This is a genomic window from Oceanospirillum beijerinckii DSM 7166, assembly GCF_000422425.1.
GTDB classification, from domain to species: Bacteria; Pseudomonadota; Gammaproteobacteria; order Pseudomonadales; family Halomonadaceae; genus Oceanospirillum; species Oceanospirillum beijerinckii.
Genome location: NZ_AULT01000042.1, coordinates 1 through 20,581 on the forward strand (window position 1 = coordinate 1; position 20,581 = coordinate 20,581).

Consider the following 20,581-nt stretch of genomic DNA (forward strand, 5'->3'; position numbering starts at 1 on the left):
AAACAGGTGTAGAAGAGAGGGGTAATGACGGGGATTAAGAGATAGTGCTCGAATAAAGCTGGAAACACCGGCGTTATCGGCTCGGACAGTAAAGCCCATAAGAACGAGGCATAACCATAAGAATGTTCGTTTTCTTGAGCAAGCTGATTTTAAAGACTGGACAGCGGCAAACCACACCCACCATAATTTCATAGTCGCCTCCTGGTTTTTGGCCTGACTTTGGTTTGTGGTGAATTTAAGTCCAGACCATAAACTAGAGAGGCGTCAAGCTTATGCTTCCTCTATCGAGAACTTCGCACTGTCCAGTACAAAAATACTACAAAAAAGTTTTCATACAAAACACTGCCCCAAAAAGTGTTTATTACGCAAAGTATTACATTCAAAGCAGGTTGGTTGATCAAAAAACACTCAATATCAGGCCGATTAGTCGTTTTACTCACTCAATATTACACCTCATTACACCTACGCTCTTCCGTCATTGCACATTTTTTTACACTACGAGTTCAAGGTAAAAAAATACACCTTTTAAAGATTCATCAATATCCGATAAACTATTCAAGTAATTCTAAATCGAAAGATAAATCGCTGAAGCTTGGCTATCTTAAATTAACTGGAGAGTCAGGATCAGGTTTTCTGCTGACTATGTCGCATTAACAGAATGCCCCAATGTTTGAGAGCGAACATCTCATCATGTTGGGCTCGACTCAATTAAATTGCTATATCCAAAAACAATACAAATAACAGCGTTATAGCCAGATAAGAAGCAACCAGGAATTTTGCAATGGAGAGATCAACTATTAACATTAATGAACCTCATACAATGAATGATAGTAATCTAGAACATTTATTGAATGCCGCCAAAGAGGAAGGACAGACAGAAGGCAAAGCTGAGCTCATTATCCAACTACTGTTATCTAAATATGGCGCTGTCCCTGAATGGGCCATGGATATGCTTGTTCTCGCAGATGCAGAGCAGCTCGATATCTGGGCAAACAATATTTTATACACTGACAATATACAACATGTGTTTGTTAACCATAGGCTTGATAAACATAATGTATTTTTCAGAAGACAGTAACCATACAAAAAAAGCGGCTATTAACACGATTTAAGGAGATCGCCTTGGCCATATATAGCCATAAGCGATTTGAACTCAAAATACTTAGTTTTGCCCCCACAAAACCAAGCATCGAATAGTCAGGACATCAAAGGTTAGGCCACTCATATCACCTTCAATCAAGGAGATCTTATGATTAGTTATCGCACTCTCTGCCCAGTCTTCTCTATCACCAGGTGTCAATTGTCGCTCAGCATATTATAAAAAGCCGCAGGCTTAATGCTGCGACTTTTTAACGCTAAAGACCCATTTCTAATTACCAAAATCAAGCAATAGGTATATAGCTATTTAGTGTTAGATCATCTTGCGTACACTATCCGTTGGCATATAAGGCACTTCCAGTTCAGACAGGGCCTTGTATTCAAACTGAGCATTGATCGCTTTTTCCCACTGCTCTGCACGCGGCAGCAGCTGACGGTCATCAGTTTGCATACGGCCACGAGCCACCAGAATACCCATATCAGCACCCAGATAGCTGTAGTCACCTGCGCCGTAGACACGCAGATAGAAGGCATCATGCTCATCACCAACGTTGTTCCAGTCGATACTCTTACGCATAAAGTCGATATCGCCATCATCACGCATACGCCAGATACCGGACTCCGGCGCTTTGGTGATCATACGGATCTCATCGGTAGTGTGTTTCAGTACCAGCTGAGTCCAGCTGCCGAAGTCTGACCAACGTTTTTGGATCTCGTTGATATCAATATCAAACTCCACATCCATAAATTCCAGCAGGTGGAACAACATCAATGGGATACCGCCATATTTTGACGTCACCAGATTGGTCAGCGGGCTGGCACCACTGATACGCGGATTGATCTCGCCCAGATAAACTTCATCGGTGTCGGTGTCCACCAGATAGTCAAAACAGAAGGTGCCACGATAGCCGGTTTCATACAGCTTATCGCCCATAGCTTTTACCATCTCGATAATCTTGTCGCGCTTCTCTCCCTGCAGAACCTCAGGGAAGATATCGTTGCCACACCAACCGCCTTTGTAAGGGGTCAGGTTAGCATAACCTGTGATATCCGTTTGCAGTGGGCCTACCATGGTGCCACAGCGGGTGGCGACTGCTTCAACAGTGCCAGGAAAGTGATTGATATACTTCATCACCTTCAGCTTCTCACCAACAATGCTTTTAGCATTCTTCTCCCAGTCTTCGGCATTGTTGATAAAGAAAGTGGTTTTACCGGAGTCACCGTATGGGGTTTGAACGACCAAGCGATCACCCAGATTTTTCTCATCTGCCAGTGCTCTTAGCTCTTCAAAGCTGGAGGCTTCTACATCAACCAGATTCGGTACGCTGGGTACTCCGGCTTCGTTGGCCAGCTGGGTGGTGACAATTTTGGAATCCAGACGGTTTCTTAGACTGGCCGGAGGCAGCGCGATCTCAACACCCAGTTGCTTGGCGATCTCTTCGGTTTTCTCGTCAAACATCACCGCAAGAATTTTGCCCTTGCCGCCATTTTGCTCAAACAGTTCAACGGATTCTTTATGGCTGAGCAGATAGTTGACCATATCTTCCATGGACTGGAATTCACGTTCGGTGTTCTGCGCTGGATTGGTGACGCGGAAATGGCCGCCGCCAAAGGAGTCAAAGTGAGTGATATATTTAAAGCCCTGAATCCACTGCCCCAAACCCAGAATATTGTAGGCGGTGGGCGAGACAAAATAGATCGGTGTTGTGTTTTTACGGAAGAAACGATAAATGTCTGACAAACTGCGAAGCGGTTCTTGCTTACTCATATTGACGTCCTCTAAGTTCTTGTACTCTGTGCGGGCTATTTGTTGTTTTTGTTTCACGGGCACCCATCGCAGGGGCTGAGATAAAACGGTTTTTATAAAGCGGCCCGGTGTTAAAAACAGGATCTGGTAGAGCGTTTTCATAACGGCTTACCATCCATGTTCTAAATGGTTTTTATCGCGCTGTTTAAGGTCGCTTGTTTTATAAATGCTTTAATCAAATAGATTGAGGGCCATACTCAATGGTGATGGCTTGCTCCTCAAAGTGATCAAAGCTCAGGGTCAGACTGGTGTGGGGCCAGACATAATGGGCAGAGCGATGTTCTGGGTTATACACAGCGGTGTATAAGGTGCCGGAATCATAGATATCGTGTTGTCGATACAGTGGCGGTTGCAGAAATGCACCGACTGCAGACGACAAGGTGAGTTCAGTGAACCCCAATAGATGCTGTAAGGTATCCAAACGGGTTAGGGTATCTTCCAGGAATAATGGTTTTTCAACGGTCGCCGGTCCCTGATGATTTGTAGATATAGTAGCCTGAGTCACATTGGGTTCACGATCCGGAGCGATAAACACAGTGGCGTGATTACCAGCCATATCCAGCAAAGCGATGTTGTAATCCAGATGCACAGGCACGCGATTCAGTACCGCAATGGCTTCTTCCACCGTGCTGCACACCTCCAGGATATAACGCATCACAATAGTGATACCAAAGCCTTTGCCTTCTATGAGGCAACCGCCGTAATTGATAGAAACGCTAAGGCCCTGGTCGTTAATGCCATCCAGCACACCCCAGACACAATCCGCTGTGGCGATGATCTCCTTGTCCAGCCATTGGCTCTTAATAATGGTGCCTTCGCATAGAAAGGCGGGAAAATCATAGTTACGGATTAACGCTGTTTCTTCCCGCTTGTAGATCAACTGAGAGCAAGCGGAATAAAAGGTCGGTGGGCAGTAAAGGCTTAAGAAACGCGCCTGTAGGTCATCGCAATCCAGCAGTTTAACCAGCTCTTGATACAGCGGGTACAACTCGGGCATATAGTGTTTTAATGCCGAGACACACTCCAGATAGCTTGGGCGAGCGGCTTCTCCTTCATCCAGATACCAGGCCCGGTAACTGGGCCAGTTCTTATGGAAGAGCTGACGGAATTTATCCGCAGGTTTAGGCTCGTTAATGATATCAAACTGGATACACTTCACTGGCGTTTATCCCTACCGTTACCGGATTAAGTTATCTGGACTGCGCTTGCCTGATTATGATTCTGCTATTGTGCGGCTTGCTCCTCAGCTTGTGCCTGAGCACGTAGCTGAGCTTCTTTGATCGAGTCTTTAGGGCTGTTATCCCAGCCAATCACCTTTTCGATCTGTTCGGCGATATCCAGAATGGCGGCATCGGAACCTAATGGTCCGGATAATTGAATCGACAGTGGCAAACCTTCATCGCCAAGCCCCATAGGTTGAGCCAGGGCAGGCATACCGGTCAGGTTGGCGTCATAGAGGAAGGTTACCCAGTCCAACCAAGGGTTAGTGATCTTGGTAGAGCCGACATATTTCGGATAACGACGGGTATGGGAAAACGCTTCCATGCCCAGAGTGGGAGTTAGAAAGAAAGAGGAGCCATTACGCTCAAACATCGACATATAAGCAGCATGAATCACTTCACGGTGCTCTTCCGCCGCTTCGAATTCGTGATCCTTCATACTGGCACCAAACTGCAGTGTTTCTATGGTGCTGGCTTCCAGACCTTCCAGTGGCGCAGGTTTTTCTTTCTGGAAGCTCCAGCTGTCATAGTGCGCCGAGGTAGCCCAGGCAATTACAGATGAAGGTAAGTTGGGTTGGTCGTAGGCAATTTCCGCACCGGCTTCTTCCAGCATACGTACGGTCATACGGAAGGTCATACGTACATCGTCATCAATGGGAGCAAAACCCAGGTCTTCCGATACGATAATCTTCTGACCGGCCAGCGTCATAGGATGCCGGGCGTGAGCAGCCAGAGAATCAACATAAGCCTTATCATTATTATTAGCGGCGACCACGGAGAACATCAGACGGGCATCGGCAACACTACGTGCCATAGGGCCGTAGGAAACAATGGTGCTCCAGGATGGGAAGCAAGGCTCTCTTGGTACCGCTTTAAAAGAGGGTTTAAAGCCGACAATACCGCAGAAACCCGCGGGGATGCGGATAGAACCACCGCCATCACCACCCAGTGACAGTGTGCCTGCACCGGCGGCTACAGCGGCCCCGGCACCACCGGAAGAACCACCACAGGTACGCTCTGCGTTCCAGGGATTGGTCGTTACACCGTTCAGCTCAGAAGACGTGGTACCGGTCAGACAAAATTCCGGGCAGGTGGTTTTGGCAAAAATTACCGCACCGGCTTCTTCCAGGCGACGTACCGCAGCGCTGCTCTCTTCAGGAATAAAATCGATCTGTGTTTTGGATGCGTTAGGGCTGGGTACACCCGCCATCCATTGGGAGTCCTTTACCGTAATCGGCAGGCCGCACAAACGACCGCCCAGGCCTTTGGCTAACAGCTCATCGGCTCTGGCCGCTGCCACACGGGCACGATCATACAGTTTGATGGAAAAAGGGTTGTAGGCCTGGGAGACGTGTTCGGCGTGCTTGATGGTTTCTTCCAGCAGCTCAGTGGCCGTTATTCGGCGATGACGCAGATCTGCCAGCAGTTCGATTGCCGTTTTATTGATCACGTTCATTTGATATCCCTTATTGTATCCACCTCTGCAACAACCATGTTCTGTTTTTGACAAACAGCTGTTGTATCGGTGTTTATTATTATTTTTCGGCTCTTGCGAGTGTTCCATGTAGCTTGAGCTAAGTGCTTGTTCGGTCAGGTAATGTCTGCAGACAGCCACACTAACCAGTTGAGGTTTAGCTACATCATGATCCATAATGTATGAATATTTTAAAAAAAGATCAACACTATGGTGCATGATGTTTGATAATGAGAGCTTAGAGGCTTATTTGCAGATTACTGGAGTAATTACTCAGGCAGAACTGCCAATCGTGCGTGCTCAGGGTCGCCTGGGTGAGTATGCGGTGGTCTATCGTATCTATCGCAATAAGCAAGGCGGTGGTTTCGGTGATACCGGTAAAAAACCGTTTGCCTGGGCGGTATTGGTTTATGCAGATGGCTTTCCGTTACGCCTGAACAGCGCCCGTGGCGATTGCCGTGAATGGTCAACACTGGAAAGTGTTTCGGATTGGATGCGCAAAAATGGCTTCAGATACTGGTGGACCCGCAATGATCTGGAGTTTGAACCCGTAGAGGTTCCAGCCGCTGTAGAAACCAGTGCTGATGTTGAAGCTGCTATTAGCCCGGAGCTTCAACCAGCGGCGGCACCTGCTATTGACCCTGCTATAGATCCGGCCATAGCTGTTCAACCTTATGCTTATGGTAATACCGCTGCAGCCTATATATCAGAAACCAACATTGCGCCTTATACAGATCTGGTGACTGAATCCCATATCACTGACACAGGCCTTCCAACCGAGGTTGAAACAGTGATCGGACCGACAGATATCCCAGAAGCCGGAGCTGGAGACCTCTCTCAGGATGAAGCCTTAGAACAGGAAAATAATGTCATCGGCTGTGATGGGGCAGAAGAGAAAACGAACTAGTTAAATGGCCTCCGGCACAGCCGGAGGCATACTTAGATAACAGTGATGCCTTCGCAGGGCTTTTTATTGAGCCAAGCCAACCAGATTGGATACCGCACGCATAAGGGAAATACGGATACACCTATGGATGTGATTCATCATGAGATAACCCTCCACGGTCTTCATCTCTGTTTTGCCTGTTCATGACACATTTCGCCTAAGTGCGGAAAAACCCGTTCATATTAAAGGACCATTAACCTCTCTTCCGGTAAGCTGACAGTTTTTCGTTGTTGCTGAAGCACAATGTCCTAAAGCTCAACCCCAAAGGTCTGTTATGCAGGTGTTGATTGTTGAAGATGATATCGAATTAGCTGAAGCCATTGCGGATTATTTAATGTTGCAGGGCGTGGAGTGTGACTTTGCTTATAGCGGCAACGCGGGTCTGGAGATGGCTAAAAATCATCACTTTGACATTATTATTCTGGATCTGATGCTACCCAAGATGAATGGCTTTAGCGTTTGCCGAACATTAAGAGATCTGGGGTATAACACGCCTGTTCTTATGCTCACTGCCTGTGATACAGATTCAGATCAACTGGAAGGTTTTCAGGCCGGGGTTGACGACTATGTCGCGAAACCCTGCGCAATGCCTCTGCTATGGGCCCGTTTACAAGCCATCTATCGACGTAATAATCCTGCTTCAGAGTGCCTTAAAATAGGCCCGCTAGCCCTGTATCTAAAAGAGAAACGTGTGGTGCGGAAGCAGGAGGAGCTTAAACTCAGCCCTACCGGTTGGAAAATGCTGGAATTACTGGCCCGAAAAAGTCCTGAGGTGGTATCACGCAAGGAGATTGAACAACAGGTTTGGCCAGATGGCGTGGATAGCAGCAACTTTAACGTCCAGCTGCATATCTTACGCAAGGCAGTGGATAAGCCATTTGAACAGGCATTGATTCATACCCAAGTAGGCAAGGGACTGTATCTAAAAGCCCTACCGGCAGCCGAAGGCGAAGAGTAGCCAGTATGAGCAAATGGATGAAAGAGGGTGAATGCGGGAAAATATGTAGGGGTGAATAAACGGACAAGTGCAGCCAAAACCGCTATTCCATTGGCACGAACCTTAAGACGGCAGCTACCCTGGATCGGCTTAGCCATGACACTAGGCTGCTTGACGCTGGTATTTGGCTTTGTCGTCAACGCTATTGAGATAACCACTGATAATCTGATGCGCTTGGAAGCGGAAGCTATTGTACAAGAAGCAAAAGCCAAGCCTGAAGCACCATTGCCCAACAGTAAAAGGCTGAGTGCCTGGCGCAACTGGCAGGAGATTCCTGAAGCATTCCGTCAATACTTTAACCATGAAGAGGTCTTGTTGGGTACACCCGTTGAAGCCCTGATAGAACTAGAAAAGGGCGAATTTGAATATCTCTATCTGCTGCATTACCAAAACGATGAATTTGGCAGTTTATATCTGCTCAGCCATCACTCAGAGCAGGAGATCGAATCCGCTATCACCCCGTTACTGAACTCTGCAATCGGGCAGTCTTTATTGCTGACACTGGTGATATTGACTGTGCTCTTTATCGTGATCGCTTGGTTAATCCGTCGAACCCTGGAACCGTTGAAATTATTAAGCGACTGGTCAAAGCAGCTGAATCAACAGCCGGATAACGCCATCGATATTAATTTTCCGATCACTGAATTAAATGAGATCGCTCAGCAGTTACGCCAGGGGGTGGATCAAGTGCGGGAAGCCAATGATAGAGAGCAGCAGTTTCTCAAACATGCCAGCCATGAGCTGCGTACGCCTTTGGCAGTAATACAAGCCAGTCTGGATACGGTTAATCTGCAGCTGTCTTATTCAAAACCATCTAATTCACAAGCACCTGCTGATAGCCCTGCTCGTCGCCCAATTCAGAGAGCATTAAAGGCCAGTGAACGTATGATTCAACTATCGGATACTTTGCTCTGGTTAGCACGGGAGTCGGATAAAACCATCCCAAAAGAAGTTGTCGATGTTAAGGCACTTTGTACCCAGCTGGTCAGTGATCATCAATATCTGCTGCACCAAAAGCAGCTGGAGATTAAACCACTCATCACCGTAGAGTCCATTGAGATTGAAGCACCTTTGTTCAGCATTGTATTAGCAAATCTAGTGCGAAATGCTCTGCAGCATAGCGGCGATGGCGAAGTCACAATCCAACTGGATCAGCACAGCCTTCAAATCAGTAATCCTGCACAAGATGAATGTGATAACAGTGAGCCTGGTTTTGGGTTAGGCCTGCAATTGGTTCAGCGCATCTGCCAAAAAACAGGCTGGGATTTCACTTTTCAACACAAGGACAGACAGGTGCAGGTGACTATTCTGCTGGCATCTTAAAACGGCTTTAAGGTCTGTTCTGGCAACATGGTATCTCACTTAGCCTATGGGCTATTACATCACCTGTTGCTTACCTATTTTTTAGTAGGAGAGGAGACCTGCTGTGACCTCTACAGCTGCTCAATCCCGTCTGGATGGACTGGACTTTGCCCGCTTTATCGCCTTTGTCGGCATGGTATTAGTGAACTTCCGCTTAGTGGTTAGCGGAGATGCCCCAACCGATCCCCATTTTTTAGACGGCCTTATTACCTTAATGGAAGGGCGGGCTGCGGCCACTTTTGTTGTGTTAGCCGGTATTGGTTTAGGACTGGCTCAGCTAAGAACTTCGCTCAATACCATTACCGTAATCACACTAAAGCGTGCTGCCTTTTTATTCCTTCTTGGTCTGTTAAACCTGCTGGTCTTTGATGCGGATATTCTGCACTACTATGCCGTGTTCTTTCTGTTTGGTGCTTTGCTGCTGCCCTTGCGCAATGCTGGGTTAGTGTTGGCTATTGTGCTGCTGAACTGTCTGAGTGTACTGCTTCTTTTTATCCTGGATTATGACAAGGGGTGGAACTGGAGTGATTATAGCTACAGCGATTTTTGGACCCTGGAAGGTTTTGTGCGGCATCTGTTTTTTAACGGCTGGCACCCGGTTATTCCCTGGCTGAGCTATCTGCTATTTGGTGTTTTATTAAGTCGCTATGATCTGGCAAAACAGAAAACACAGTGCTTGCTGATGTTGTTGGGCGGGATTGCCGTTCTCGAAGCGGAGGTTGCCAGCGCTCTACTGCAACCAGAGCTGGCCGAGATTGATCCTGAACTGGCTTTGTTAGCCACCACAGAAGCTCTGCCGCCTATGCCGCTTTATATGCTGACGGGTCTCGGCTCCGCTTCTTTTGTCATCGGTTTATGTCTCTTGTTAAGTCGCTATATGTCCCGAGTCTCTCTATTGGATCGCAACTTACTGGCTTGGTTTACCCCAGCGGGTCGTCAAACCCTCACTCTTTATCTCGCTCATATTTTTATTGGTATGGCTGTGCTGGAAGAGCTGGGTTATATCGGTAATGAATCCGTTGTTGTCGCATTTTCTGCCGCTGTGCTGTTTTGCCTGTTCGCAATGCTCTACGCCTGCATTTGGGGGCGCTATTTTAAACGTGGTCCGCTGGAAGCCCTGATGCGTCGGTTAACAGGCTAGCGTTTGCTAGTCAGTTGGTCTGATCGACTCCTTTTTTGGCATGCTGGCCCTGACCGATGTTGTGGTTAACGATGGTTTGGTGATGATGACCCGCTATAACCAAGGGCGGGAATCAGGCCTAACGATTAGTGAAAAGTACTGTATGCCTACTTACCATCCTACCTGAAGCAAATTAGTTAACGTTTTGAATCCCGTACCGTTCTGCTAATTGCTGGAAGCGCCCATCACTACGCATTTTTGCCACCGCCTCATCTAAGGTTTTAACAATAATCTCTGCATCGGGATGGTTTTGATACATGCCTATATGCATCTCAACTCGGTAGCCTGTGAGAAAATACTGAAATGTATTGGGATAACCAATAGCCATAGCGGTTGATGCGGCAACATTACAGTCCGAAATGGTCATCTCAAGCTTATCCTTGGCAATCAATCCTAAAATCTCCTCAAGGGCCTTAGCGCCGTGGATATGATGAATATCTTTAGATTCCTGATTGGCTAGTAACCACTCTCTTACCGGGCCGTCATAGGTATAACCGGCGACCAGAGCCATAGATCGCCCTGCCAGAGATTCAGCATCAGTCCAGTGATAATTACTCTTTTTTGAAGTCACGACAGATTGGCAGGTGGTTAAGATAGGTTTTTCAGGTAATAACAAGCCGCCACCATCTTCTCGACTCAGAGTCATCACGCCATCAATAGCTCCTGAACGTGCTTCCGCTAATACCCGCTTCCAAGGCTTTAATTCGTACTCGATCCGAAGACCCAGAGGTTCCAGAGCCATTCTGGCAAACTCAACAAAAAATCCGGGGTGTTTTGCACTCTTATCACAAATGTAGGGGCAATAAGGATCTGATGCGAACACCAGCGTGGAATCTTCTCGAAAGTCACTACGGTTATCTGCAAAGCTGAGATGACTAAACAGAGCCAGAGTACAAATGAGGCATCTTGAGGCGGTTTGAAATAACAGAGGATTAGATAAAGACAACATATGCCTTCCTTTTTAGGTTCTTAATCCAATGTTAGTGAAGATTAACAGGCTTATGTGAGATTTTTAACAACAAACTCTGTGAAAAATTCACCGTGATAAGATCGATGAATTGAAAAAGCCCCATCTTGATCAACAAGATAAGGCTAATAAATCAGTTGGTAGGGATAGAGGAAGCAGGCCAAAAACCTTTATCTGCAGACTTTGTTTAAAGCTTACAAACTTGGGATATCCGTATTAGCCCTGGCGGTTAAACACTTCTCACGCATAAAGCAGCCTTCAAGATGGTCATTAACCATCCCCATCGCCTGCATAAAGGCATAACAGGTGGTCGGGCCAACAAACTTCCAACCCCGTTTTTTCAAATCTTTACTCATCTGCTGGGAGATCTCGGTCTGACCGAGCTTGCTTAAAGTGCTGTAATCCATTTTATCAGGACGCTGTTCAGCACTTGGCTCGTAGTGCCAGAAGTAAGCGGCTAAAGAACCAAACTCCTGCTGCATCTCAATCGCACGAGCAGCATTATTAATCGTCGCGCTGATCTTGCCTTTATGGCGGATAATGCCTGCATCTTGCAGCAAACGATCAACGTCTGACTCATCAAACTGGGCTACTTGGTGAAAATCAAAACCAGCAAATGCCGAACGAAAGTTTTCCCGTTTGCGCAGAATAGTGATCCAGCTTAGGCCCGACTGAAAACCTTCCAAACAGATCTTTTCAAATAAACGAATATCATCGGTAACTGGCATGCCCCATTCGTTGTCGTGGTAGTGTCGATAGAGTTCATCATCTTCGCCACACCACCAACAGCGGCACTGCTGATCCGGGCCCGTTAATAGGCCTGTTTTCTCTTCTGCCTTGTTTTCAGCATTCTCGTTAGCCATCTTTACTTCCCTTTTCTGCGTATGAGTGATTAAGTGCAAGCCTAACACAGCGACACTGTATATAAAAACAGCCATACCATATATACAATCAGAAGGAAGGGGCAAAGTATGCAGGAACCATTACAGATCCTGCATAAAAAATCTGATGGTTAAACGCTACTCCTCAAAGCCAGCCTCAGCTAACTCAATATCAGGCAGATTCTCCGCCACCATTTGCACCGTGTCGTAAGTCTCCAGAGCATAAATAACCTGAGGTAGAGGCTCTGGATAAACGCCCGGCAGATCGGCTTCTCCTTCCGTAACAATCGAGTAAGCCAGTTGCTCTTTGGGCGGACAAAACTGGGCATCAACGCCTTCTTTGCCCAGATCTAATTGCTCTACCCGGTTACCTCGGGCATCCAGCCGATACCAGCCGCATTGCTCAAGGTAGACAGCATTTAAACCATGCAAACAAAACGGAGGCTGTTGATGGGAAATGGTCAGACGCTGATAACACAATCCGGCAGGAATAGCATTCGCACGCAACAAAGCGGCTAAGAGATGACTTTTGGCGTAACAATAGCCTGTACCGTGCTTAAGCACATCCGAGGCTTTGCAGGTGACGGGGTTTAACTGAAAATCCCAGCTGTGTTTAATCTGGTCTCGTACATACTCAAAGCATTTTTTAGCGATCTCAGTTTTATTATCTGTACCTTCAGCCAGTTGCTTGGCCAACTGTAGGATTTCCGGTTGTTGCCAGTCGATATCCTTGCTTACCGCCAGAAAGGGCTCCAGATCTTCCGGATGTAAGTCAGTTGTTTTCAGATCAATAGCTTGTGGCTCATAGGCTTGTAGACCGGCGGCCGGAGTCTGATTGAGCACTTGAGATAGCACCCGTTTTAAAATGCTCATCGCCTTATCAATCTCTTTTTGACCGAACGTCAGCGCAGGCATAAAACGCAGGGTATCGGGCCTTGGCGCATTCAATAGCAAACCGTGCTCTAACGCCTTAGCGACAATATCCGGGGCAGATACAGATCCTGTATCCAATGCCAGCAACAAGCCTTTACCCCGAACAGTCCCCAGACCAAATTCTGCAGATAGCTGTTCCAGAGATTGCTTTAGATAGTCGCTGCTGGTGTTCATCTGATCCAAAAATTCAGGTTTTAACACTTCGGAAAGAACAGCATCAGATACCGCACACATCAGCGGATTACCGTTATAAGTACCGCCTTGATCACCGTAATCAAAACAACTGACTGATTCATCAACCAGCAAAGCCGAGATCGGCACACCGCCACCCAATCCCTTACCCAAGGTCATCATATGAGGTTTGATACCGTAATGCTGATAAGCAAACAAACTGCCTGTCCGGCCAATCCCTGTCTGTACCTCATCAACAATCAATAACAGATTATGCTGATGACACAGTTGCTCCAGTCCTTTAATAAACTCAGGATCAGCGGGAATTACACCGCCTTCTCCCTGCACCAGCTCCAGCATAATAGCGACGGTATTGGGGTTAATGGCTTGCTCTGTGGCGATTAGATCATTGTAATCCACCTTAGTAAAGCCACTGACCTTGGGTTCAAACAGAGACTCAAATGCCGCTTTACCGCATGCCGACATGGTAGCCAGCGTCCGACCATGAAAAGCGTGATTAAAGGTAATAATATTGAACGCACCTTGCTTGTGCTTCTGCCCCCACTTCCGCGCCAGCTTAATCGCCCCTTCGTTAGCTTCCGCACCGCTGTTGGCAAAAAACACCTGATCAAACACCGAGTTTTCACACAGCTTTTGTGCCAGACTCAACATCGGCTGGTTATAAAACGCCGGACCTGGATTCACTAACAAACCCGCTTGTTCAGCGAGTGTTTGCTGAATAATCTGAGGACTATGGCCCAGAGTATTCACCGCCCAGCCCTGTATCAGATCCAGATAGGCTTTGCCCTGATCGTCATACAGATAATGACCTTCACCACGGACCATGGCGAAGTCAGGCCGAGGCGTAATCGGTATCAGATGTTTTTTCTGTGTACCGATTTTTTGTGCACAGTTTTTCTGAACACCGGCCTTCTGTGTGTCTGTCTTGTGGATGTTGGCTGGCTGACTGGACAGCTGAGATGTGCTTTGCATCGTGATATTCCTTTATTAATCACTTTATAAAGAGCCCTGGATAACCCGATTCTTTTTGCAATACGCAGCCTCTGGCTAACAAGCGCTCTGAAAGAGGGTTACAGGGGATTTTTGATCAGCCCGGCATCCTGCAGGCACAAAAAAAGCCGCAGGATCTAACCTGCGGCTTTCTGGTTTTGGTACGCGTTAATTGTGTTTTATCAACGTCGTCGAGATCCAACACCCAGACAGGCACAGGCATTCGATACACGGCGTCGCAGTGTATGTGCAATGAAGCAAGCCGTGTTTTGGGCATTGGTGAAAGTATTCATAGCGCGGGAGTATGGAGCCAACAAGATGGACCGTCAAGCTCAACTTTCCATCAGCGTGCCGGACTTAGGCTATCAATAGCCTGAAAGATATCAGGCTATTTTAGGGGTGTTTTCTCTCCTCCTTCAACCTTCAACACTCCCCCTTCAACACTCAACAGGGCTCAACACTGACAACAGATGGACTTCTCCCCCGCCAATAAATGACTGCTGTAATCAGCACCAACAGAACTCCGGCAACAGCCAGAAGATCATACATCAGAGCCAGTGATCCGGTTTGATTCAGAATCTGTCCTGCCAGCACATTCCCCAAACTCCCGCCTATTGCAGAAGCCACCATACCAATGCCACTTAGCTGCATGGTCGCAATGGGTGAGTAACGTTGAGACAACCAGGAAGAAAGCACACCCCAGACAGGGAAGTACATCAACCCATAACCTGCTCCGGCTAAAAAGGCATAACTCAAAGGATCAAAACTAAAGGCTGCTAAACCTACAGAAAAGCCAGAGGCCATCAGCAACAAAGTCACATCGTGGCCTTTTTGTCCGCTAAACGTCCAATTAATAAGCCACACGCCATGCCACTTATACCGATTACGGACCAGGTTGAGCCTGCCAGAGATGACATAGGCTCTAACTCATCCAGATATGTATTGAGCCAACCTGTAAAGGTCATACAGATCATCCCAACCAGAAAATAGATCAGGCCGCTGAAAAAGGCCCTTTGCTCGGTAAAACTGGCCATAAGTAGCTGACGGGTTGTCAAAGCCACCAGCGCCTCTTCTTTTAGTTGATGTCCGGTACTCCGGGATGGATGAGAAGTACCATGAGAGCCATCTTGTACAGTATTTTCAGGCAGGCCTGACGAAAGAGCGTGAAAGTCCAGTCCCTGCTGTTCACCCTCTGCTAACTGCTCTCGTACCAACCTCAACACCATACTCAAAGTCACCAGCCACACGATACAGGCAACAACAGCAACAAGAGCCCAAACCGATTGCCAGCCAAATACCGGTACCCACCACAACAAAATCAAACCGTTGATACCATAACCCCAGGCCGTACCACTGCTTGCCAGCGTCAATCGACTGGCGGCACTTTCCGGGGGGGCAAAGCGGCTGATTAAACCGACAATAGCACTCCAGCTCACTGCAGCACTAAACACCAGGCCAAAGAGTACGCCTATCATGATGTAGGGATCGGAGAAGACAAAAAGTGACAGTAACAACAGGCCTGCAGCCCCTCCCGTGATCAGCACCAGTTTTTCAGCCGGGACCCAACGCCCCAAAAAACCAACACTTAGAGCACCGGCCAGATAAGCGACCTGAGTCGTAATACCCGCCGTCGTCAGATACCAATGATTTAAGCCCAAGGGCTCGCGCATCAGCGGGAACAGCGCAGAAAACAGAAACAGTCCGAATCCATGACTAACCACCTGATTCGCGGCCAAAATAAATGCCATCGGCATAATAAATACTCTGCAAAATGTTGGTAATAAGATCTGATACGTTTACCTGATCGCTTTGATCAGCATCTTATTTCACTTGATCAACTTCAACATATCGATAAATATTGATTTCTACATTCAATAAAATTGAACATAACAATGAAAGACCTTCCGATTACTCTGTTAAGAACCTTTGTTACAGCAGCCCGCACATTGAATCTGACGCAAACAGCGCAACTTCTGCATAAAGCGCCATCAACGATCAGTATGCAGTTAAATCGACTGGAAGAGTGCTTGGATGCCACCTTACTGGAACGGGGACAATACGGTGTACGCTTAACGGCTGCGGGAAAAAAGCTGGAAGAAGATGCCCGCCAATTAATCAGTTTGCATGATCAGATTGTCGGTAATTACCAGCACGGCACCGTCAAAGGCACCGTACGATTGGGCACCCATGATCAATACGCCACTCGGGTACTGACTCCGATACTGGAAGCCTTTGTGCAATCCTATCCCGAAGCCAATCTGGAAGTATTCAGCGATCACAGGCCCCAGGTACTGATCGATATGCTGCGCGATGGCAAGCTGGATATCATTCTGATCGAGATGCCCGCACAATCAGAAGGTGGCGAACGCCTCACTCATGATGAGCTGGTGTGGGTCTGCTCTCAGGTTCATCCGGTGACACAGCGCATACCGTTACCACTGGCCGTTTTCCCTGAGGGGTGTTACCACAGAGAATGCGCCCAAAGCACATTGAAAGCAGCAGGAATGGACTACCGAATCGCTTTTGGCAGCCAAAGCCGTGCCGGTATTCTATCTGCGGTCAGAGCTGGGATTGGTGTCGGAGTGCTGCCGCGCTCAACAGTAGAGCCGGATATGATGGTGATTGAATCAAGTCTGCCCAAACTGCCTAAAACCAATACCACGCTGTTTGTGGCAGAGCAGGTTAACGAAGCCACCCAGAGACTGGCCAACACCATTAGAGAAAGTGCCCGGGATGGCTTACTGCATTAACTGCTAACAGATCACTCTGCATTAACAGATAGCTTAGATTCTGTCTTTATTACGGGCGATATAATCGCGGCCTGTCAGGCTGGAGGTCAGCAGATCATCATCCAGCAGCTCCAGGAAAGCACGGCACTTTTTAGCGTTATCCAGTTTAAATTTGTCGCCGTCTTCGCTGTAAGCCAAAGCACCGGAGTAGTAATCTTTGCTTTTGGCATACTCAATCAACTGCTCATTGGTTACACCCGCCTCAATCACAGCCGACTCATTAAAAACTTTCACAAACTTACGGGCAAAGCCGGTTTCTTCCGCAACCTTACCGGCAAACTTCTCCAGACCATCAACCAGCCCCATCTCTTGCAGTTGCTCTGTGCAACGACTGGCTTTTTCATGGATGATTTTCTTGAAGTTAAGCTGAGACTCCAGGGCCTTAACATTCTCGATCAGGATATTTTCGCCCAGCTGCATAAAGACAAAGTTAGGCCCAATCTTCAGCACATCCTGATCCAGTTTGATAATGCGGGTTTCGTGGGCGGTCAGATTGAGCATGCCACGATCTGCATTCAGCAGAGATACACTGTAAACATGTTGGTAGAACCCGGCCAGAACGCCGTTCGCATCTTCCAGCATCAGAATAATAGCTTTGATCGAAGACAGCTTATTATCCGCAACCTGGAAAGTATCCAGCTCACCTTCTTTGGCTAACTCCATCGCCTCAGCCAGCACTGAAAATTCGCTTGGCTGATCATCAAAATCAAACTGATACAGCGCATGTTTGCGTTCATCGTGATCAGACAGCAAAGGCGCAGTAAAACCTTCATTGTCGATATACTTCTGTTCCAAAGAAGCGCAGAACTCTTTTTTGCAATCATTCAGGCCGCTGCTATCCAGACCAGAGTCTTTGATTTCGCCCTCTTCATCGACAAAATACACCCGAATCCCTGTGCTGCGATCCACTAACTGCTTAAGTGCGTCTTTTACTTCTTGGCTATTCACTAAATGACCTTCCTCACAAAAATAGATGCCCAAACAAAAGTTGCTCAATGTGCTGTCGTATTTTACAAATACGACAATTGCTCACCCATCATAGGCGAGTAAACAGAAAAAATACTTTTGTTCAGGGTATATCAACTTTTTGGAAAATACCGACAGTCTTGGTTGATGTAAGAGCGTTGGTTTTCCGGGGAGGCGTATTTTACCTATCAAGACGAAATGCGCCAGCACAACCTGACTCTGTCAGATGGTATACTCGGGGCGTATCGGTAGAATATCCGCTTTTCAGCAAAAGCCAGGCTCTGAGCTTTAAACAAGTCGTTAAGCCAAATACTATGGACGGCATATCGTCAAAAATGGCTTAATCTGACTCCGCAGCCTGATCTTGACTCAGTTTGGATAGAAAACGCTCATATTCACCTGTCGCAGCCATATCCATCACCATACGATCTACTGCGTCAGTCAACTGATCCGCATACGGAGAGTATTTACTGACCATTAGCACAAAGGGAACCTTTTTCAATACCATAGGGTGCTCTTCTATCAGCCCCATATAGTTCTGGGACATCATGCGTTGATCCACAATAGCTTTGGAGTGCACAAATAGATCTACTCTCCCCATCTGCATCATTTTCAACGCAAGCGGCAGATCTTTTACCGACTGACAATCCAGATTAAAACGTCGATACAGGCTTTCACTGGTACGGTCACCCAATAAACTGACGCAACTCACATCACGTATAGTTAACGGGTTATCAGCGCCTTTTAACCGTTGATAGTTGCTAGATTGAGTGGAAAGATAGGCCCGCCATTGCAAACGATACAAGGTGCTGTTCGTGCGCTTGAAGTAGAACTGACGTTCAGCCGTAGGAGCCGTGATCAGAGCATCATAACTGCCATTACGCACCATATTTTGTGCTCTTTCCCAAGGCAGAGGGATATGCTGAACGGTAAAACCCATCTTTTGATGAAGAATAAAGTCGACGATATCAACCAGAATACCTTTGGCCTGCCCCTCTTTATTCCCATAAGAATAAGGCTTCCATTGATTAGCATATGTAACCGTTATCACCCGTTTATTATCACGTTCATCAGCCAATATCGGTAGTGATGTTAATAAGCCAGCCAAGACAAACCCTGTCAGCAGTCGTTTTAACATTCTTTTTTCCCTTTGATAAAACTCAGTGTCCATAAAAGCCCGACTACTTATTACATTTTTATAAGTAACAAGCAAGTCAACAAATGTCGTTAAAGACCACTTAAAAACAAAGGTTAATCCTATAACAGGTAAGTAGGCATACAGTACTTTTCCCTACATAAACCTCTTATTTTCCGGCCGTTTCGGCCTGAAAATATCGGAATATTTATGTTCGGGTACTTAGAATAGCAGGCAGGGGAGTTAATCTTATAAACAGGTATATTGTCGATAATACTGAGATCAGCAAGAAACTCTCAAAAAAGCCCTTTAGACAATGGCTAAGTTGATCGTCTAAAGGGCAACCCTGGAGTGATGTGATTTAAACCAGGTGAAGAAATAAATCGCTTGTTTCCAAAACAGGAATAAGGCGTGTTTGTTTAACGGATAAACACCTGTGCTGTAGTTGTCGACATATCACCACCCGGCAGTGTAATGGTGTTTAAACGCTCTAAGGTATCCGCATCAAATACCGCCACATGGTTGTAAGTACCCGCCAGATACACCTTGCTGCCATCGTTGCTCACGGTCAGGCAGTAGTAGGAGTGATCCAGCTCAGCCGCATCCAATAGCATCTGTTTTTCAATGTCGTATTTGGCCAGGCGATTAAGCACGCCATACATAATATTGGGGTCTTTGGGAGAGCGGGTACCGGTAAAATAGATCTCGGTGATTGGACCAAAATCTTTGGTTTCGGTTTTACCTGTCTCCAGATTGATATTGAAGTAACCGTATAACCAATCCGCCGTATTCAGATCTTCAGAACCTTCCTGAAAGCGTGCTGTGGTATAGAGAATGGTGAAGTCCTGGGTTGGCGTTTGTACCGCCCACACATTCAGTACATCCGGCTGAACATAGCGCGGACGTTGCCAGTTACGACTCGGCACAGCGACGGAGTATTCACCAGTGTTGACATCCATCTTGTAGATATCCGCACCCGCCATATACAAACCACCGTCTTTACCGGTCTGTATCGCGGTCACCAAACGAGGTGCAGGCAATGTACGAATCGGTTTGGCATTTAAGCCACTGGACGTATCGTAAACCGCTAACCGGGTGGGTTGTACACGGTAATGATCACGCTCCAGAAGAGTGGGGTTCTGTACCGCATACAGTTCCTTACCGTCATAACTCAAGGTAAATGCATACAACGTTTTAGTCCGCTCTTTGGGTGCCTGCGCCATTCGAGCGTGGAAGGTGATATCACAGGTATCCATATCAACACCATAGATATCCTCATAACCGTTATTCAGGATATAAGCGGTCTTTTTATCCGGTGAAACCTGCAGGGCACCTGGGCCAAAACGATCCGGCATCTGGCAGGTTTTATAGACACTATCTGACTTAAGATCCAACACGTTAAGCTGGTTTGGATAGTTGGCGACGATCATATATTCGTCGCCGGATTTTAACGCTTTATTCTTATTAACCGAGTCCAGACCTGAGTTGTTATAGTTCAGGCTGGCTGCTGCACTGCTGGCAAAACCGATACTGGTTGCGGCCAGGGTTAACGCCGCTAACGTCTGTTTTAACGGGAGCTTTTTGTTGTTCATTTTACTCTCCATATGAATTCTTCTCGCCATTCTTTCTTATGGCGTCCTGATT

Annotated in this window: 17 protein-coding genes and 1 pseudogene; 6 read left to right on the forward strand and 12 right to left on the reverse strand. The window is 47.0% G+C overall.

Annotated features, from left to right (window positions below; all coding sequences use genetic code 11):
* Nucleotides 1-192 (reverse strand): annotated as a pseudogene (locus H579_RS29465) (IS4-like element ISCku4 family transposase); the annotation flags it as partial.
* 589 nt (nucleotides 193-781) lie between these two features.
* On the opposite strand from H579_RS29465, the gene H579_RS0112815 reads away from it, so the two are divergent.
* Complete coding sequence (locus H579_RS0112815; RefSeq protein WP_028301019.1) at nucleotides 782-1,078, forward strand: hypothetical protein; 297 nt, start codon at nucleotides 782-784, stop codon at nucleotides 1,076-1,078.
* 333 nt (nucleotides 1,079-1,411) lie between these two features.
* On the opposite strand, the gene H579_RS0112820 is transcribed toward H579_RS0112815, so the two are convergent.
* The 3 genes from H579_RS0112820 to H579_RS0112835 all read right to left on the reverse strand — a co-directional run bounded on the left by H579_RS0112820 (nucleotide 1,412) and on the right by H579_RS0112835 (nucleotide 5,581).
* A complete protein-coding gene (locus tag H579_RS0112820; protein WP_028301020.1) occupies nucleotides 1,412-2,866 on the reverse strand; it encodes an ATP-binding protein in 1,455 nt (484 codons plus the stop codon).
* A gap of 214 nt (nucleotides 2,867-3,080) precedes the next feature.
* Nucleotides 3,081-4,064, reverse strand: coding sequence for a C45 family autoproteolytic acyltransferase/hydrolase (locus H579_RS0112830; protein ID WP_036566271.1), 984 nt, complete (start codon nucleotides 4,062-4,064; stop codon nucleotides 3,081-3,083).
* Between the two features lie 65 nt (nucleotides 4,065-4,129).
* Nucleotides 4,130-5,581: an amidase gene (locus H579_RS0112835; protein WP_028301022.1), complete on the reverse strand. Its 1,452-nt coding sequence runs from the start codon at nucleotides 5,579-5,581 to the stop codon at nucleotides 4,130-4,132.
* 235 nt (nucleotides 5,582-5,816) lie between these two features.
* On the opposite strand from H579_RS0112835, the gene H579_RS25525 reads away from it, so the two are divergent.
* From H579_RS25525 to H579_RS0112855, 4 genes are all read left to right on the forward strand, one after another.
* On the forward strand, nucleotides 5,817-6,506 hold the full coding sequence (locus H579_RS25525) for a hypothetical protein (RefSeq protein WP_157834618.1): 690 nt from the start codon (nucleotides 5,817-5,819) through the stop codon (nucleotides 6,504-6,506).
* A gap of 313 nt (nucleotides 6,507-6,819) precedes the next feature.
* The gene (locus H579_RS0112845) at nucleotides 6,820-7,503 is read left to right on the forward strand and encodes a response regulator transcription factor (RefSeq protein WP_028301023.1); all 684 of its coding nucleotides are present in this window, start codon (nucleotides 6,820-6,822) and stop codon (nucleotides 7,501-7,503) included.
* Nucleotides 7,504-7,554: 51 nt separating this feature from the next.
* Nucleotides 7,555-8,865, forward strand: coding sequence for a sensor histidine kinase (locus tag H579_RS0112850; protein ID WP_157834619.1), 1,311 nt, complete (start codon nucleotides 7,555-7,557; stop codon nucleotides 8,863-8,865).
* 103 nt (nucleotides 8,866-8,968) lie between these two features.
* Nucleotides 8,969-10,045 (forward strand): DUF418 domain-containing protein, encoded by a 1,077-nt coding sequence (locus H579_RS0112855; RefSeq protein WP_028301025.1) that lies wholly within the window; start codon nucleotides 8,969-8,971, stop codon nucleotides 10,043-10,045.
* A 172-nt stretch (nucleotides 10,046-10,217) separates the two neighbouring features.
* On the opposite strand, the gene H579_RS0112865 is transcribed toward H579_RS0112855, so the two are convergent.
* The 5 genes from H579_RS0112865 to H579_RS25540 all read right to left on the reverse strand — a co-directional run bounded on the left by H579_RS0112865 (nucleotide 10,218) and on the right by H579_RS25540 (nucleotide 15,801).
* The gene (locus H579_RS0112865; RefSeq protein WP_028301026.1) at nucleotides 10,218-11,033 is read right to left on the reverse strand and encodes a substrate-binding periplasmic protein; all 816 of its coding nucleotides are present in this window, start codon (nucleotides 11,031-11,033) and stop codon (nucleotides 10,218-10,220) included.
* Between the two features lie 212 nt (nucleotides 11,034-11,245).
* Nucleotides 11,246-11,914 (reverse strand): DNA-3-methyladenine glycosylase I, encoded by a 669-nt coding sequence (locus H579_RS25530; RefSeq protein ID WP_051227597.1) that lies wholly within the window; start codon nucleotides 11,912-11,914, stop codon nucleotides 11,246-11,248.
* Between the two features lie 156 nt (nucleotides 11,915-12,070).
* A complete protein-coding gene (locus H579_RS29995; protein ID WP_084624105.1) occupies nucleotides 12,071-14,029 on the reverse strand; it encodes an acetylornithine transaminase in 1,959 nt (652 codons plus the stop codon).
* Nucleotides 14,030-14,491: 462 nt separating this feature from the next.
* On the reverse strand, nucleotides 14,492-14,866 hold the full coding sequence (locus tag H579_RS27925) for a hypothetical protein (protein ID WP_051227598.1): 375 nt from the start codon (nucleotides 14,864-14,866) through the stop codon (nucleotides 14,492-14,494).
* Nucleotides 14,863-15,801, reverse strand: a complete 939-nt coding sequence (locus H579_RS25540; protein WP_051227599.1) for an MFS transporter — start codon at nucleotides 15,799-15,801, stop codon at nucleotides 14,863-14,865. The genes H579_RS27925 and H579_RS25540 overlap by 4 nt, the downstream gene beginning before the upstream one ends.
* Nucleotides 15,802-15,939: 138 nt before the next feature.
* Between H579_RS25540 and H579_RS0112890 the strand changes: the two genes are divergently transcribed.
* Nucleotides 15,940-16,797, forward strand: a complete 858-nt coding sequence (locus H579_RS0112890; RefSeq protein ID WP_028301027.1) for a LysR family transcriptional regulator — start codon at nucleotides 15,940-15,942, stop codon at nucleotides 16,795-16,797.
* A gap of 33 nt (nucleotides 16,798-16,830) precedes the next feature.
* Here H579_RS0112890 and kwaB read toward each other — a convergent pair whose 3' ends face one another.
* The 3 genes from kwaB to peaD all read right to left on the reverse strand — a co-directional run bounded on the left by kwaB (nucleotide 16,831) and on the right by peaD (nucleotide 20,529).
* Entirely contained in the window at nucleotides 16,831-17,784 is a 954-nt protein-coding gene (kwaB, locus tag H579_RS0112895; protein ID WP_028301028.1) for an anti-phage protein KwaB, read from the reverse strand.
* A 358-nt stretch (nucleotides 17,785-18,142) separates the two neighbouring features.
* Complete coding sequence (locus H579_RS0112900; RefSeq protein ID WP_028301029.1) at nucleotides 18,143-18,940, reverse strand: substrate-binding periplasmic protein; 798 nt, start codon at nucleotides 18,938-18,940, stop codon at nucleotides 18,143-18,145.
* 416 nt (nucleotides 18,941-19,356) lie between these two features.
* Nucleotides 19,357-20,529, reverse strand: coding sequence for a quinohemoprotein amine dehydrogenase subunit beta (gene peaD, locus H579_RS0112905; RefSeq protein WP_051227600.1), 1,173 nt, complete (start codon nucleotides 20,527-20,529; stop codon nucleotides 19,357-19,359).
* Between the last annotated feature and the right edge of the window lie 52 nt (nucleotides 20,530-20,581).

Coding starts and splice junctions, on each gene's coding strand:
- H579_RS0112890 (WP_028301027.1), top strand. CDS start 15,940: ATGAAAGACCTTCCGATTACTCTGTTAAGAACCTTTGTTACAGCAGCC.
- H579_RS25525 (WP_157834618.1), top strand. CDS start 5,817: ATGATGTTTGATAATGAGAGCTTAGAGGCTTATTTGCAGATTACTGGA.
- H579_RS0112845 (WP_028301023.1), top strand. CDS start 6,820: ATGCAGGTGTTGATTGTTGAAGATGATATCGAATTAGCTGAAGCCATT.
- H579_RS0112820 (WP_028301020.1), bottom strand. CDS start 2,866: ATGAGTAAGCAAGAACCGCTTCGCAGTTTGTCAGACATTTATCGTTTC.
- H579_RS0112900 (WP_028301029.1), bottom strand. CDS start 18,940: ATGTTAAAACGACTGCTGACAGGGTTTGTCTTGGCTGGCTTATTAACA.
- H579_RS25540 (WP_051227599.1), bottom strand. CDS start 15,801: ATGCCGATGGCATTTATTTTGGCCGCGAATCAGGTGGTTAGTCATGGA.
- H579_RS29995 (WP_084624105.1), bottom strand. CDS start 14,029: ATGCAAAGCACATCTCAGCTGTCCAGTCAGCCAGCCAACATCCACAAG.
- H579_RS0112835 (WP_028301022.1), bottom strand. CDS start 5,581: ATGAACGTGATCAATAAAACGGCAATCGAACTGCTGGCAGATCTGCGT.
- peaD (WP_051227600.1), bottom strand. CDS start 20,529: ATGAACAACAAAAAGCTCCCGTTAAAACAGACGTTAGCGGCGTTAACC.
- H579_RS0112815 (WP_028301019.1), top strand. CDS start 782: ATGGAGAGATCAACTATTAACATTAATGAACCTCATACAATGAATGAT.
- H579_RS0112865 (WP_028301026.1), bottom strand. CDS start 11,033: ATGTTGTCTTTATCTAATCCTCTGTTATTTCAAACCGCCTCAAGATGC.
- H579_RS25530 (WP_051227597.1), bottom strand. CDS start 11,914: ATGGCTAACGAGAATGCTGAAAACAAGGCAGAAGAGAAAACAGGCCTA.